The 14,433-nt window shown below is 61.2% G+C and carries 12 protein-coding genes; 10 read left to right on the plus strand and 2 right to left on the minus strand.

The features are described from left to right. The first annotated feature begins 593 nt into the window (after positions 1 to 593). The 4 genes from DW899_RS03545 to gatB all read left to right on the plus strand — a co-directional run bounded on the left by DW899_RS03545 (position 594) and on the right by gatB (position 5,338). Positions 594 to 1,511, plus strand: a complete 918-nt coding sequence (locus DW899_RS03545) for a class C sortase (protein ID WP_158566563.1) — start codon at positions 594 to 596, stop codon at positions 1,509 to 1,511. Between the two features lie 325 nt (positions 1,512 to 1,836). Beyond that, the gene (gatC, locus tag DW899_RS03550) at positions 1,837 to 2,148 is read left to right on the plus strand and encodes an Asp-tRNA(Asn)/Glu-tRNA(Gln) amidotransferase subunit GatC (protein ID WP_117716772.1); all 312 of its coding nucleotides are present in this window, start codon (positions 1,837 to 1,839) and stop codon (positions 2,146 to 2,148) included. After that, positions 2,148 to 3,662 (plus strand): Asp-tRNA(Asn)/Glu-tRNA(Gln) amidotransferase subunit GatA, encoded by a 1,515-nt coding sequence (gatA, locus tag DW899_RS03555; RefSeq protein WP_117786393.1) that lies wholly within the window; start codon positions 2,148 to 2,150, stop codon positions 3,660 to 3,662. The genes gatC and gatA overlap by 1 nt, the downstream gene beginning before the upstream one ends. Then, the gene (gatB, locus tag DW899_RS03560; protein ID WP_117786392.1) at positions 3,662 to 5,338 is read left to right on the plus strand and encodes an Asp-tRNA(Asn)/Glu-tRNA(Gln) amidotransferase subunit GatB; all 1,677 of its coding nucleotides are present in this window, start codon (positions 3,662 to 3,664) and stop codon (positions 5,336 to 5,338) included. Before gatA ends, gatB begins: the two co-directional genes overlap by 1 nt. Before the next feature lie 224 nt (positions 5,339 to 5,562). On the opposite strand, the gene DW899_RS03565 is transcribed toward gatB, so the two are convergent. Beyond that, complete coding sequence (locus tag DW899_RS03565; RefSeq protein ID WP_233539892.1) at positions 5,563 to 6,561, minus strand: AraC family transcriptional regulator; 999 nt, start codon at positions 6,559 to 6,561, stop codon at positions 5,563 to 5,565. 120 nt (positions 6,562 to 6,681) lie between these two features. Between DW899_RS03565 and DW899_RS03570 the strand changes: the two genes are divergently transcribed. From DW899_RS03570 to DW899_RS03590, 6 genes are all read left to right on the plus strand, one after another. After that, entirely contained in the window at positions 6,682 to 8,508 is a 1,827-nt protein-coding gene (locus DW899_RS03570) for an ABC transporter ATP-binding protein (protein WP_199570252.1), read from the plus strand. Then, the gene (locus DW899_RS03575) at positions 8,509 to 10,266 is read left to right on the plus strand and encodes an ABC transporter ATP-binding protein (protein WP_117786390.1); all 1,758 of its coding nucleotides are present in this window, start codon (positions 8,509 to 8,511) and stop codon (positions 10,264 to 10,266) included. Between the two features lie 196 nt (positions 10,267 to 10,462). Beyond that, positions 10,463 to 10,708, plus strand: a complete 246-nt coding sequence (locus DW899_RS03580) for a DUF6110 family protein (RefSeq protein ID WP_055250999.1) — start codon at positions 10,463 to 10,465, stop codon at positions 10,706 to 10,708. Between the two features lie 78 nt (positions 10,709 to 10,786). After that, positions 10,787 to 12,802, plus strand: coding sequence for a heavy metal translocating P-type ATPase (locus tag DW899_RS03585; RefSeq protein WP_233539888.1), 2,016 nt, complete (start codon positions 10,787 to 10,789; stop codon positions 12,800 to 12,802). A 143-nt stretch (positions 12,803 to 12,945) separates the two neighbouring features. Then, complete coding sequence (locus DW899_RS10525) at positions 12,946 to 13,299, plus strand: hypothetical protein (protein WP_158566564.1); 354 nt, start codon at positions 12,946 to 12,948, stop codon at positions 13,297 to 13,299. Beyond that, positions 13,296 to 13,811, plus strand: coding sequence for a type II toxin-antitoxin system VapC family toxin (locus DW899_RS03590; protein WP_158566565.1), 516 nt, complete (start codon positions 13,296 to 13,298; stop codon positions 13,809 to 13,811). Before DW899_RS10525 ends, DW899_RS03590 begins: the two co-directional genes overlap by 4 nt. Before the next feature lie 58 nt (positions 13,812 to 13,869). Here DW899_RS03590 and DW899_RS03595 read toward each other — a convergent pair whose 3' ends face one another. Further along, entirely contained in the window at positions 13,870 to 14,304 is a 435-nt protein-coding gene (locus DW899_RS03595) for a hypothetical protein (RefSeq protein ID WP_055251007.1), read from the minus strand. Between the last annotated feature and the right edge of the window lie 129 nt (positions 14,305 to 14,433).

The following is a 14,433-nucleotide window of genomic DNA, read 5'->3' on the forward strand; positions in this document are numbered from 1 at the left end:
GCAGCCAGGCTCCATTGCCCGATGGATCAAGCGTATGAATATCGAACAGATGTTTGCAATTATTGCGTTTACCAGCTGCGGGTGCATGCACTCGCAGTAAAATAGCCTTGCGACGCATCCCGTGCGCGGGCGGCCGACGACTCGATCGGAGGTCCCCAAATGCTGAAATTCCTTAACGCGCTCGCCGCCCTCGCGGCGGTGGGCACGTTCGTCATCGCGTTTCTTGACTCGTATGAGGTTCGGTTTAAGGTCCGTAGGCGCACGCGCGGTGCGGACGGTAGAAGGCATTTGCGCCGTAACAAGCGCAAATAAGAATGCCCGGGGTTAGAGGCCCGGGCATTTAACAACGTCGGAAACTGGTCGCCCGCGCTCCTAAGTACTTACGCGGGGTGCGTCGTTTCCTGTAGCTATTGTATCCCGAATCGCCCCGCCGATTCGGGACATTTTTAAAACGCAAATGCGGGCCCATACTTGCGCTGTGCAATGCTGTCAAGCTGCGTTGTCCGGTGCATGAGTTTGCTAATCGGCTATTATTTGTTTAGACAACCTGAGCTGTAGAGGAGTGACTGGCGATGGTGCAGGGTGCCAAACATATGAAGAGCAATAACGCCGCGGACAACGGCGGCTCAAGCCCTCAGCCCAAATCTCAACCAAAGCCCAAGCGCTGTCGCAAGCGGCTGCCGCGCTGGGCCGACCGGCTCATCACCATCGTCATCATCCTTATTGGCGTGGGCCTTATGACCTGGCCGTGGATCTTGGACCGGCTCGAAGCCTCGGGCGTGTTTAACCAGATCAGCACCGTGTCCAGCACCGTTGACGCGCTGTCTGCCGAGGAGCGCGAGCGCATCCTGCTCCAAGCTCGCTCCTTTAACGAGCAGCTGGCGGGCGAGGCCACCGAGCTTCCCGCCGACCAGATCGAGCCCTACGCTCAGCAGCTCATCTTTGACCGCGACCCCATGATGAGCTGGGTCGAGATCCCCTCCATCGACGTGAGCATGCCTATCTACCACGGCACGAGCGAGGAGGTCCTTATGGCAGGCGTCGGCCACCTGGAGGGCACGAGCCTGCCGGTGGGCGGCACCTCGACACATTGCGTGCTCACCGCGCACTCGGGCATGCGCAACTTGAGCATGTTCGACGACATCCATTCGCTGGAGCCCGGCGACCTGGTGCTGCTGCACACCATGAACAAGACGCTCGCCTACAAGATGGTGGACTCCGAGGTGGTGCTGCCCGAGGAGATGGAGTCGCTGACCATCGAGCCCGGCGCCGACAAGGTGACGCTCGTCACCTGCACGCCCTACGGCGTGAACGACCATCGCCTGCTGGTGCATTGCGTGCGCACCAAGTACAGCAAGAAGGATGTCGACAAGCAAAAATCGCTGGCCGGCCGCCACTGGGGCAAGCGCGAGTTTGCCGTGCTCATCGTGGTCGTAGCCATTGTGCTGTTGCTGCTGGACATCGTGATCCACGCGGTTCGCAAACGCCGAAAGGCCAAGGCCTCGGCATAAGACATTCTTTAGAACCACCACAATGGGGACAGGCACCTTTGTGGTGGTCGGGGCTTCCAAACCGTCACAACATTCGATGAAAATCTCGATTTTGACGAAAAGTGTCGAATGTTGTGATGGTTATCGCTGTGGGCAGGACGGTTTTCGTTGTGGGCGAGACGGTTTTCGCTATGGACGGTGCGGTTTCGCTGCAGAACCGCCAGCCCGCAGCCTGCCAGCCCGCCGCCCTCGTTACGTTTTCGCTGCATTTGGGTAAAGCACCTGCTCCAAGCGGCGTTGCCCTGTATACTAGAGCGGTTTAACTGTTATGCGGAAGGGAGCGCCTATGGCACTCAGCGAGAAAGACGTGCGAGGCATCGCCGAGTACGCAAAGATCGCACTGACCGATGACGAGCTCACCCAGATGACGTCCTACATGAACGACGCCGTCCAGATGCTCGAGCCCGTCTTGCAATATGACTTGCCCGACGTGGAGCCCACGTTCCATCCCATCGGAAGCCTGTCCAACGTGATGGGCGATGACCTGCGCGAGCCCGAGCGCGACCTGCCGCTCGACGTCGCGCTCGAAAACGCCGGCAGCGCGCGTGAGCGCTACTTCCGCGTGCCGTCCATTTTGGGAGAGGGGGAGAGCGAGTAATGGCGCAGAGCTTCGATTCCCTTACCGCCGCCCAGATCGCCGCGGGCGTTGCCGCCGGCGACTTTACCGCTACCGAGGTGGCCCAGGCCTCCCTTACCGCCATCGAGGCGCGCGAGGGCGGGGTCCAGGCATTCCTACAGGTGGCGCCCGAGCTTGCGCTCGAGGCCGCTGCGCGCGTGGATGCCGACCGTGCCGCTGGCAAGCCGCTGCCTCCGCTCGCGGGCGTGCCGCTGGCCATCAAGGACAACATGAACCTCGTGGGCACGCGCACCACCTGCGCTTCCCGTATGCTCGAGGACTACCAGAGCGTCTACACCGCTACCTGCGTTCAGCGCATGCTCGACGCCGGCTGCCTGCCCATGGGCAAGGTCAACATGGACGAATTTGCCTTTGGCAGCTCCACCGAGAGCTCGGCGTTCCATCGCACTAACAACCCCTGGGATACCGAGCGCGTGCCCGGCGGCTCCTCGGGCGGCTCCGCTGCCGCCGTCGCCGCGGGCGAGGTCGCGCTCTCGCTGGGCTCGGACACCGGCGGCTCCATTCGCCAGCCGGCGTCGCTGTGCGGCGTGGTGGGCTTTAAGCCCACGTATGGCGCCGTGAGCCGTTACGGCGTGGTTGCCTTCGGCTCGTCGCTCGACCAGGTTGGCCCCTTCGGCCGCACGGTCGAGGATGTCGCGCTGGCCATGAACGCGCTTACCGGTGCGGGCCACGATCCGTATGACTGCACCAGCCAGGACTGTGCCGTCGACTTTACCGAGCATCTCAACGACAGCATCGAGGGCAAGCGCGTGGGCATCATCCCCGCGTTTATGGAGGCCGAGGGCCTGACGCCCGAGGTCAAGGCCGCTGTTCAGCGCGCCGCCCAAGAGCTGCAGAACCAGGGCGCCGAGCTCGTGGAGGTCGACCTGCCGCACCTGGACGCCGCCATCGCTGCCTACTACGTCATCGGCCCGGCCGAGGCGTTCTCCAACCTGGCCCGTTTCGACGGCATTCGCTACGGCTATCAGGAGGAGGGCTGCGCCAACCTGTCCGACCAGAGTTCGCTCTCGCGCGCCCATGGCTTTGGCGCCGAGGCCAAGCGCCGTCAGATGCTCGGCGCCTACCTGCTGAGCTCGGGTGTGTACGACAAGTACTACTATGCCGCGCAGAAGGCCCGCACGCTCATCACGCAGGACTACGACGCCGCGTATGCCAAGGTGGACACCATCCTGATGCCCGCCTCGCCGCGCACGGCCTTTAAGTTTGGCGAGATCAGCGACCCCACGCAGATGTACCTCTCCGACCTGTACACCATCTCGCTCAACATTTGCGGCAACGGCGGTATCTCGGTGCCGCTGGGCCTGGGCGAGGACACTCAGCTGCCCGTTTCTGCCCAGCTGGTGGGTCCGGCGTTTAAGGACCGTCAGCTGCTCACGTTTGCCCGCGCCCTGGAGCGCGGCTTTGCCGATGCCGCCACGGGTGCGCCCGTGCTTTCCGTCGTGCCCGATTTTGCCGGGAAGGGAGGCGAGCTGTAATGAAGGAGCTTTCCGAGGTTCTGCAGGATTGGGAGGCCGTGATCGGCCTGGAGATCCATACCGAGCTCACCGCACTCGATACCAAGATGTTCTGCAACTGCAAGCTCAGCCACGATGACGAGCCCAACGCCAACGTGTGCCCGGTGTGCCTGGGCCTGCCCGGTGCGCTGCCGGTGCCCAACAAGCGCGCCATCGAGAGCATCGTCAAGGCCGGTCTCGCCACCAACTGCGAGATCCAGCGCCACTCGATGTTCTACCGCAAGCACTACTTCTATCCCGATATGGCCAAGAACTTCCAGACCACGCAAGGTCCGGTCGCCTTTGCCATGTACGGCCACCTGGACCTGGACGTGACCGGTCGTGGTGCCGCCGAGCGCCCCGATTGCGCGTTTGGCGAGGCCGAGGCCCAGAGCCTGGCGAGTGCCTCGGCCAACGCCGAGGGCCTGTCCACGTCCATGACGTCGACCATGCGCGAGGGCAACCAGCGCGCCGGCCACCTGGCCAGCTACGACGCGTCCAACCTGCAGATGCCCGAGCGTCGCGAGGACGGTTCCTACACGGTGCCCATCCGCATCCTGCGCATCCACATGGAGGAGGACGCCGCCAAGATGGTCCACGTGGGTGGCGCCGAGGGCCGCATTACCGCCGCGGCCGAGTCGCTCGTCGACTACAACCGCTGCGGCACGCCTTTGATTGAGCTCGTGACTGAGCCTGATCTGCGCACGCCCGAGGAGGCGCGCCTGTTTATGGAGAAGCTCCGTCGCATCTTTGTGACGCTGGGCATTTCGGACTGCTCCATGGAGAAGGGTTCCATGCGCTGCGACGGCAACGTGTCGCTGCGCCGCCGCGGCGAGACCAAGCTGGGCACCAAGACCGAGCTCAAGAACCTTAACTCGTTTAAGAGCCTGCATGACGGCCTTGCCTACGAAATTTGCCGCCAGGCCGAGGTGCTCGAGGAGGGCGGCATTATCTACCAGGAGACCCGCCACTGGGAGCCCAGCCGCAAGCGCACCGTGGTCATGCGTGTGAAGGAAACGGCCGACGACTATCGTCTGTTCCCCGATCCCGATTTGGCGCCGTTTGATTTGGACGACGAGTTTATCGACCGCTGCCGAGGCGAGATCCCCGAGCTGCCCGATGCCAAGCGCGCCCGTTTTGAGGCTGATTTTGGCATTAAGGCGGCCGATGCCGAGCAGATCGCCGGCGACCCGGAGTTTGCCGAGTTCTTTGAGGCCGCCGCTGCCGGCATGGCTGGCAAGGAGGCGCAGACGGTCGCAAACCTGCTGGTCAACGAGATGATCGCCTACCTTAAGGGCGCGGGCGTGTCGCTGGCCGAGTCCGGCATTGTGCCGGTTCAGGTGGCAGCGCTTGCCAAGCTGCTCGCGACCGACGCCATCAGCTCCAACCAGGCGCACGAGGTCTTTGAGGCCATGGCCCAGACCGGCGACGACCCCAACAAGATCGTCGATGAGCGCGGCATGCGCCAGGTGAGCGACGCCGGCGCGCTGCAGCCGATCGTGGACGAGGTACTGGCTAACTGTGCCGATCAGGCGCAGCAGTATCGTGACGGCAACCAGAAGGTCATCGGCTTTTTGGTGGGCCAGTGCATGAAGGCGAGCCGCGGCAAAGGCAACCCGAAGCTCTTCAACGAGTTGCTGAGAACGTCGCTCTCGTAGCTGCGAGGCCGGGGAAGCCCCGAGTCGCCGGGGTATTTCCTCCAAATTTCAAACAGTCCTATGCAAGACGAAGGCCACATTTAGTGGCCTTCTTTGCATGCGGAACTCATTTGGAGCAAACACCCCGGCGACTCGGGGCTTCCCCGGCCAGACGACTCGGCCGTTCGGGTCAGGTGGGCTGGATTGAATTTGGTGAATGAGGGCGCCGATGGCGCCCTCGTTCTTTATATATGTTGGGAGCGCCAAGCGGTGGGGGTGGTGCCGGTGTGTTGCTTGAAGGCTTGGGCGAAGGCGGCCTGCTGAGGGTAGCCTAGACGCTCTGCCACCTGCGCTATCGTGAGCGCGCTATCGGCCAAAAGGTCCTGTGCTCGCTCCATACGGCGTCTGCGAATGTAGGCGCCCAGGGACTCGTCAGTTTGGGCCTTAAAGGTGGCGCATAGCTTGGAGCGGCTTGTGTAGAGCCTCTCGGCCACCTCGTTGATACCCACACGCCTGCCTTTGTCGAGCGCGCGCTCAATCATTGCCGCCGCTTCCTCGGCAATGGTCACGCTGGCGCGTGTGTCTGCCGCCTGCCGCGCCTGCTTGTGGGCCGCGCGCGAACAGGCGAGCTCCGCGACCATGGTCTCCACGATGCCTTGCATATAGACGTGTCCGCCTACGGTGCGGGCGCGGTCCTCGTTAATCCTGCGCAACGTGTGGCAGATGGCAGACGTCGCCTCCTCGTGCCATGGCTCGGCAAACGCCTCAAAGACCCCTGCGAACTCGGTGGGATAGCGGTGCTCCAGTTCGTCAAAATATCCAGGCAAAAAGAGCACCGAGCGCGAGTGATAGAGCCGCCCTGCAAACAGTGGGCTTAACTCCTCGCCACAGTTATCTTGGATAAAGCTGCACACAGCATTGTTTGGCCACGGTCCATGCAGGGGTTTAAGGTTCGCAGGCGTTATGCCGGCTTCGGGCATGCACATGAGCGTGGGCGCGCTGACCTCGCTCACGCACGCGTACGGTTCGGGTGTGTATTCGGCCAGGTACATATCGTGCATCGGGGTAATGAAATGCTCCATAACGATGCAGGCGGGGGAGAGAGGCATGATCCATGCGCGTCCGTGCGCCCGATCGTTTGCCACCTCGCCGGTAAAGACGGCGCCCTTGCCGGTAAGCTCCAGGCCAAACTGCTCAAACTGCGGTGCGTAGAGCTCGGTTATGTCGGTCGCCGCCCGCCGCATTTTCAAAAGCGTCCCCTTCATTTGCGAAAACGTCCACGCCTGGCCCAATTGTGTGCCTTGGCTAACACGCCCATGATAAGTTTCTTACGGTTAACTCTCAAGCCGTTAGAAAGGAATCTCATGGCAAAGGGATCAAAAAAGGAAGGTGGCGGCATCGGCGAGCTACTTGCATATGCTGGTGACCGTAAATTCCTAACGTATTTGGGCATGGCCCTCTCGGCGCTCTCGCAGCTGCTGAGCTTTGGCCCGTACGTGTGCATCTGGCTTGTTGCGCGAGATCTTATCGCCGTGGCGCCCAACTGGAGCGAGGCCGCCAATATCGCGATGTATGGTTGGTGGGCTGTGGGCTTTGCCCTGGCGAGCATTGTGGTCTATTTTGTGGGACTCATGTGCACGCACCTGTCCGCGTTTCGCTGCGCATCCAATATCCGCAAGGCTACGAGCGAGCATCTGCTCAAGTTGCCGCTCGGCTACTTTGACACGCACGCCACCGGTGAGCTGCGCCGTATCGTAGACGGATGCGCTGCCTCCACCGAGACGCTGCTCGCACACATGCTGCCCGATATCGCCGGCGCCACCGCCATGGTCGTGGGCCTGCTCGTGCTGCTTTTCGCCCTCGATTGGCGTTTGGGTGCGGCATGCCTAATCTCGGTCGTCGTTTCGTTTTGCGCCATGGCCACCATGATGAGCGGCAAGGGCGCCGAGTTTATGAAGGCTTACATGGGCGCGCTGGTCAAGATGAACAAGACCGGCACCGAATACGTACGCGGCATCCCCGTGGTCAAGGTCTTCCAGCAGACGGTCTACTCCTTTAAGGCGTTTCACGATGCGATCGCCGAATACGCCGACATGGCGCAAAGCTATGCGGGCACGTTCTGCCGAGGCCCGCAGGTGCTCAACCTTACCGCGCTCAATGGCCTCGTGGCATTTCTTTTGCCCGTGGCGTTGCTGTTGGCGCCGGGCGAGACGGACTTCGCGCACTTTATGGTCAACTTCACGTTTTACGCGATCTTTTCGGCCGTGGTGCCGACGGCCATGACCAAGCTCATGTTTGTGGGCGAGGCGTCTCAGATGAGTGCCGATTCGCTGGCGCGCATCCGAAGCGTTATGGATTCCAAGCAGCTCTCCGTGCCTGCCCAGCCCAAGCACCCTATCGGCAGCGATGTGCGCTTTGAGGATGTAAGCTTTACCTACGAGGGTGCCGAAGCGCCTGCCGTCGATCATGTGAGCTTTAGCGTTCCCGCAGGTAGCACCCTTGCGTTGGTTGGTCCCTCGGGCGGCGGTAAGTCAACCTGCGCAAGCCTGATCCCGCGTTTTTGGGATGTTTCCTCGGGTCGCGTGCTTGTGGGCGGCGTAGACGTTCGCGACATGGATCCGCACGAGCTCATGGACCAGGTCGCCTTTGTGTTTCAGACCAACCAACTGTTCCGGCAAACACTTGCCGATAACGTGCGCGCCTCCAAGCCTACGGCCACTGACGACGAAGTGCGTGCGGCCCTCTCCGCAGCTCAGTGCGACGACATTGTGGCCAAGCTCCCGCAGGGTATTAACACCATGCTCGGTGCTGGAGGGGCATATCTTTCGGGCGGCGAGGTACAGCGCGTGGCACTCGCCCGCGCGATCCTTAAAGACGCACCTATCGTGGTGCTCGATGAGGCCACAGCGTTTGCCGACCCCGAGAACGAGGCGCTCATCCAGCGTGCCTTTAGCAAACTGGCGGCGGGTCGCACAGTCATTATGATCGCGCACCGGCTTTCGACCGTGGTGGGGGCCGACAAGATCGTGGTGCTCAACCAGGGCAGCGTGCAGGAGGCCGGCACCCATGCCGAGCTGCTGTCCCAAAAGGGTCTATACGCCAAGATGTGGGCCGAATACGAACTGGCCGCGAGCTGGAAAATCACTGCAGCGACCGCGGATGCCGCCGTCACGAAGGGAGGCGAGGCATAAATGTTCGCCTCATTCCAAAAGAAGTATTTCCTATCCGATAAAGGCGTCGCCGGCGTAAAACGCGGCATTTTCTGGACCACGCTCACCAATCTCATTACCATGGCCGGCATGGGCTTTTTATTCCTGGTCATGGCCGGCTTTGTCGAGCATCTCGCCAGTGGGGCCGATCTGCCGAGTGCACTGCCTATCGTGGGCGGTCTCCTGGTCTTTTTCGTGATGTTCTTTGCCTCTAACTGGCAGCAGTATTACTACACCTACTGCATCTTTTACGAGGAATGCGGCAAGCAGCGCATGGGGATTGCCGAGCGCTTGCGCAAACTGCCGTTGTCGTTTTTCGGCCGTCGTGATCTGGCCGATCTAACCGAAACCATCATGGGCGACGTTCAGACTATGGAGCATGCCTACAGTCATGTGCTGGGAGAGCTTTGGGGTGCCATCATCGCAAGTGCCATCGTGTTCGTGGCGTCGCTGTTCTTTTGCTGGCAGCTGGCGATTGCGGCGTTTTGGAGCGTGCCCGTGGCCTTTGCCGTGCTGTATCTGACACGCGGGCCCATGACCCCGGTGTTCGACCGCATGCGCGCCGAGAAGGTCAAGGTCACCGAGGCGATCCAGGAGACGCTCGACTGCGTGCGCGAGATCCGCGCCACCAACCAGGAGGCCCATTATCTTGAGGGACTCAACGCCGTGATCGATGCCGAGGAGCGCGAGACCACCAAAGGCGAGCTCGCCAACGGGCTTTTGGTCAACTCCGCCTTTGCCATCCTGCGCCTGGGGATTGCCACCACGTTGGTCACGGGCGCTGCGATGGTCGCCTCCGGCCAGGTCGACTTTTTGGTGATGTTTGCCTTCCTGCTTATGGTGAGCCGTATCTATGCACCCTTTGACCAGGCGTTAATGTTAATGTCCGAGCTGTTTGCCGCCGAGTCGTCTGCCAAGCGCATGCGTTCCATCATGGAAGAGCCTGTGGCGCGGGGTAGCGAGAAATTTGAGCCCGTGGGCCACGATGTGGTGTTCGATCACGTGGCATTTGGCTATGGTGCGGGCGAGGACGGCCGCGCCGGCGAGAAAGTTCTTACCGATGTGAGCTTTACCGCCAAGGAAGGCGAAGTTACGGCGCTGGTCGGTCCTTCGGGTTCCGGTAAGTCCACGGTGAGCCGCCTTGCCGCGCGCTTTTGGGATGCCACCGCGGGCAAGGTTACCGTGGGCGGTGTGGATGTTGCAAGCGTCGATCCCGAGGTACTGCTGCGTGATTACGCCATTGTGTTCCAAGACGTGCTGCTCTTTGACGACACGGTGATGGGAAACATCCGCCTCGGGCGTCGTGATGCCACCGATGAGGAAGTGCTTGCTGCCGCGCGTGCCGCCAACTGCGACGAGTTTGTGAGCCGCATGCCGCAGGGCTATGGCACGATGATTGGCGAGAACGGCTCCAAGCTGTCCGGCGGAGAGCGCCAGCGCATTTCCATCGCCCGCGCGCTGCTCAAAGACGCGCCTATCGTGCTGTTGGACGAGGCGACGGCGAGTTTGGATGTGGAGAACGAGACCGTGGTACAGCAGGCACTCTCCCGTCTGCTTACAGGTAAGACGGTTATCGTTATTGCCCACCGTATGCGTACGGTAGAAAATGCCGACAAAATCGTTGTACTCAAGGATGGTGTGGTTGCCGAGCAGGGCACTCCGGCGCAGCTCAAGGCGGCAGGTGGAGAATTCGCCCGCATGGTGGCGCTGCAAAAGGAAGCAGCTACCTGGCAGCTGTAAGAATGTGACAAAGGGATAGTCCCTTTGTCACATTGACAATCGGTTACTCCGCATCGTTAATTTTCAAAAGGTTAGCCATGGCTGACCTAGATAGTTAGATAGAATTAAGGTATTTCAAAAGTGTGCTCGAGCAAACTTGTTTACTCGAGTGCTGAGGTACCGTGCCGCGTCCAATGCGGCAAAAGGGAGAAGCAACATGAAGAAGTCGACGTTCAATACCCTGCTTGTCGGTGGCGGTTTTCTGCTTGGCACGGCCGGCATCAAGCTGCTTACCAGCGCTCCGGTAAAGAATGCCTGCGTGCAGGGCATTGCGTGCGGCATGCGCATCAAGAACGGCTACCAGGACATGGTCGAGCAGGCCAAGGCCAATGTCGATGACATGGTTGCCGAGGCTGCCTACATCACCCAGAGCGAGGCCGCTGCTGACGAGGCAGCCGAGTAACGCTCCCAGGCACAAACTATGAGATTCTCGATTATTAGCGAGATCCCCGGCAGGACCCGTCTTCAATTGGCGGGTCCTGTGCCAGAGAGCGATCTCGATGCACTTCTTAAGCTTGGCGGCGAAATCGACGGCGTGCGCAAAGTGCGCGTGTATGGCCGCATTGGCCAGATGGCGCTGGAGTACGACGAACAGTGTCGTGCGAGCGTGCTCGACGCCTTGGACGCACTCGATGCTCAAGCTATCGCCGATGCCAAGTCGGGCTACGTGATGCAGCTTGAGCCACGCAAGCACAAACTCGTCATGGATCTTGCCACACTTATCGGCGCCCACTACGCGCGCCGCTGGTTCTTGCCGACGCCCCTGCGTGCGGTGTTTGTCGTGGCCGGTTACATGGCTTTTTTGCGCGCCGCCCTCCACGAGCTCGCGCAACCGCGCCTGACCGTTCCCGTGCTCGACGCTTCGGCCATCGGCATTTCGTTCGTCAAGCGTGATGTTGACACCGCGGGCCAGACGATGTTCCTGCTTAACGTGGGCGAATTGCTCGAGGACTACACGCGCGCCATGAGCGAAAACGAGCTCATCAACTCGCTGCTCGACGTGCCCGATAAGGCGCAAAAAGTGGTCGGTGACACCGAGGTAAGCGTTGCCGCCACCGAGCTTGAGCCTGGCGACTTGGTAGCCGTGCGCACCGGCATGTCCATCTGCATTGACGGCGTGGTCGAGCAGGGGAGCGCCATGGTCAACCAAGCGACCCTGACCGGCGAGCCACTGGCCGTCGAGCGCAGCGTGGGCGACGACGTGTTCGCCGGGACCGTCGTGGAAGACGGCAGCATCTTGGTGCGCGTGCGCACCAACACGGCTCAGACCAAGCTCCGCTCGATCGTCTCGCTCGTGCAGACGGCCGATTCACTCAAATCCGAGGGCCAGTCGCACATGGAAGACCTCGCCAACAAGATCGTCCCGTGGAACTTCTTGCTCGCGGGTCTTGTCGCTCTCACCACGCGTAGCCTCATCAAGACCTCGGCGGCGCTGATGGTCGACTACTCGTGCGCACTCAAGCTCACGGGTTCCGTTGCCGTCATGACCGCTATGAGCGATGCCGCCAAGATGGGCGTTATGGTCAAGGGTGCGAAGTACTTTGAGTCGTTTGCCAAGGCCGACACCATAGTGTTTGATAAGACCGGCACGCTCACCGAGGCACAGCCGCGTCTTGCCTGCGTGCTCACCACCGATGGTTGGTGCGAGGACGAGGTACTGCGTCTTGCCGCCTGTCTGGAGGAGCATTTCCCGCATCCGGTGGCGCGCGCCGTCGTCAACGCCGCGCGCGAGCGCGAGCTTGAGCACCGTGAACGCCATGCCGCCGTCGAGTACATCGTGGCGCACGGCATCGCTTCGTCCATCGAGGGACGTCGCGCCATCATCGGCTCCGCTCACTTTGTGTTCGATGACGAGCATGCCCAGCTAGAGGCAGAGACGCAAGAGCAAATTGAGTCCCAGATGCAGGGTCTGTCGCCGCTGTATCTGGCGGTCGATGGCAAAGTCGTCGGCGTGCTCGGTATCGAGGATCCGCTTAAGCCCGGAGTGCGCGAGGCCATCGCCGATTTGCATGCGCTGGGCGTCAAGCATGTCGTTATGCTCACGGGCGACTCCGAGCGCACGGCCGAGCGCATTGCGCGAGAGGCAGGGGTCGACGAGTTTAAGGCCGAGCTGCTGCCCGAGGACAAGTACGCCTACGTGGAGCAAATCAAGCGCGAGGGCCGTCACGTCGCCATGGTGGGCGACGGCGTCAACGATTCGCCGGCGCTCGGTTTAGCCGACGTGGGCCTGGCGATGGGTGGCGGAAGCGATATCGCTAAGGAAGTCGCTGACATCATCCTGACCGATACGGACCTTGCCGCGATCGTGCGCCTGCGCCGTATGAGCCAGGGTCTCATCGACCGTCTGACGAGCTCCTACTCTAAGGTGATGCTCACCAACTCGGCTCTGCTGGCGCTAGGCATTACCGGCGCGATTACCCCGCAAGCGTCATCGCTGCTGCACAACGGCTCGACGATTGCCTACAGCCTGGGCAACGCAAAGGCGTACCTGCGTTAGCAGACGTGTTCGCCCACGTTATCTGGCCTGCGCCCAGACGGCATCGGTGTCGTCTGGGCGCAGGCCTTTTGCGTTTGACCATGTGCTAGCTTCTCTATATAGTGTGGCTAGCAGAGCTAGCAATTGAAGGGAGCGGGATCGACGTGGGTGCTGTTAGCGGCATGGCGCAGGTGAATGTTCGCGTAGATCGCCAGGTCAAGAATCGTGCCGAGGAGGTGCTGCGGCTTTCGGGCGGGTCACTGCCCGAGCTCATCAAAAAGGTGGTGGCCAAGGTCGCGCAGGGTGGCGGGCAGTGCGAGGAAGTGCTTGCGGCCGTCGACGACCGGCGGCAGACCGTCGCGCCCGATACTCCGTTCGCCGCATCATGGGCGGCGGCAGATCAGCTTTACGCGGACCTGGGCATCGCTACGTCGCCCGTATCCGACGATCGCGGTTGGGAAACAATCTATTCCGAAGCCATGGACGAGCGCTATCGCCAAAAGGGGATGATCCTGTGAGCGGGGCTCCCCTCAAAATAATGGTGGATGCCAACGTATGGGTTGATTCGTTTTGCGCCGACCATGCCGAGTCGCTTGCCGCACGCGCGTTAATTGGGCAGGCGACGGAGGCGGGGGCATTGCTGTTCTTTCCGGTGCATATCGCCAAGGACGTACTGTATGTTGTACAGCACGAACTGAAGCGCAGCGTTCTTGCCAGCGGGGGAGCGCTCGGCGAGGCTTCTGCCCGCGCGATTGGCGATGCGGCGCTGGCGTTTGTTCGGAACATGACCGAAAACGCCACGGCCGTGGGTGCAGATGCGTCGGACCTTTGGCTGGCCGACAAATACTTAGCGCTCCATCGCGATTACGAGGACAACTTGGTACTCGCCGCATGCAAACGCGCCCAGGTTGATTACTTGGTGACCAACGATCGAAAACTGCTCGAACATGCCAATCTTGCAGCAAAGACACCTCGTCAAATGATGCCGATTCTTGCTTTGGCCAAACGCGGCGGCACGGCTATCGGTTGACGCGAGCTGTTCGCGGGCCCCTTGGACGACGATGCGCCAAGGGGCCCGCGTCTGCTATTTACAAAAGCTCGGCCTTGATGGTGGGACTTTCTGCGAGCTGCTCGGCTGCCTTTTCGTTGGAGCTGTCGAGTGCTGCCAGACTGCGGTAGACCCACTCGTTGACCTGGGTGTTCTTGACGCCTGCGGTCTGCATAAGGGCGCCTACCTCGCGGATTGCTGCGAACAGATCGGCCTTGGGACCCGCGAGCTCGACCTCGATACCGTGGTAGGCGGCCACGCCGCGGTTCTCACTCACGTGGTCGATAAAGCCCTCGACGGTCTCAAGCTGCTGAGTGAGAGCTGCATCATCGTCAACGTCCAGCGCGACGAGTGCGTTCGATACCGTGAGGGCGGGATGTCCGCAGGGGACAAAGCCCTCGATGACATCCATAGCTTCGGTAATGGTTGAGCCCAGGCCTGCGAGGGCATTGACGAGTTGCTGCTTGGTATCCATAACGGTCCTTTCGACGGGTCAATTTTGCTTGGCGAAAATATACGTGACGCGATCGGTAACAAAAGTGCGAAGTGCGGCGCACATTGAGGGGTTGATTTCCGATCTCAACCGAACACATTGAGCTGATGG

This window comes from Collinsella sp. AM41-2BH (assembly GCF_003468085.1).
Classification (GTDB): Bacteria; Actinomycetota; Coriobacteriia; order Coriobacteriales; family Coriobacteriaceae; genus Collinsella.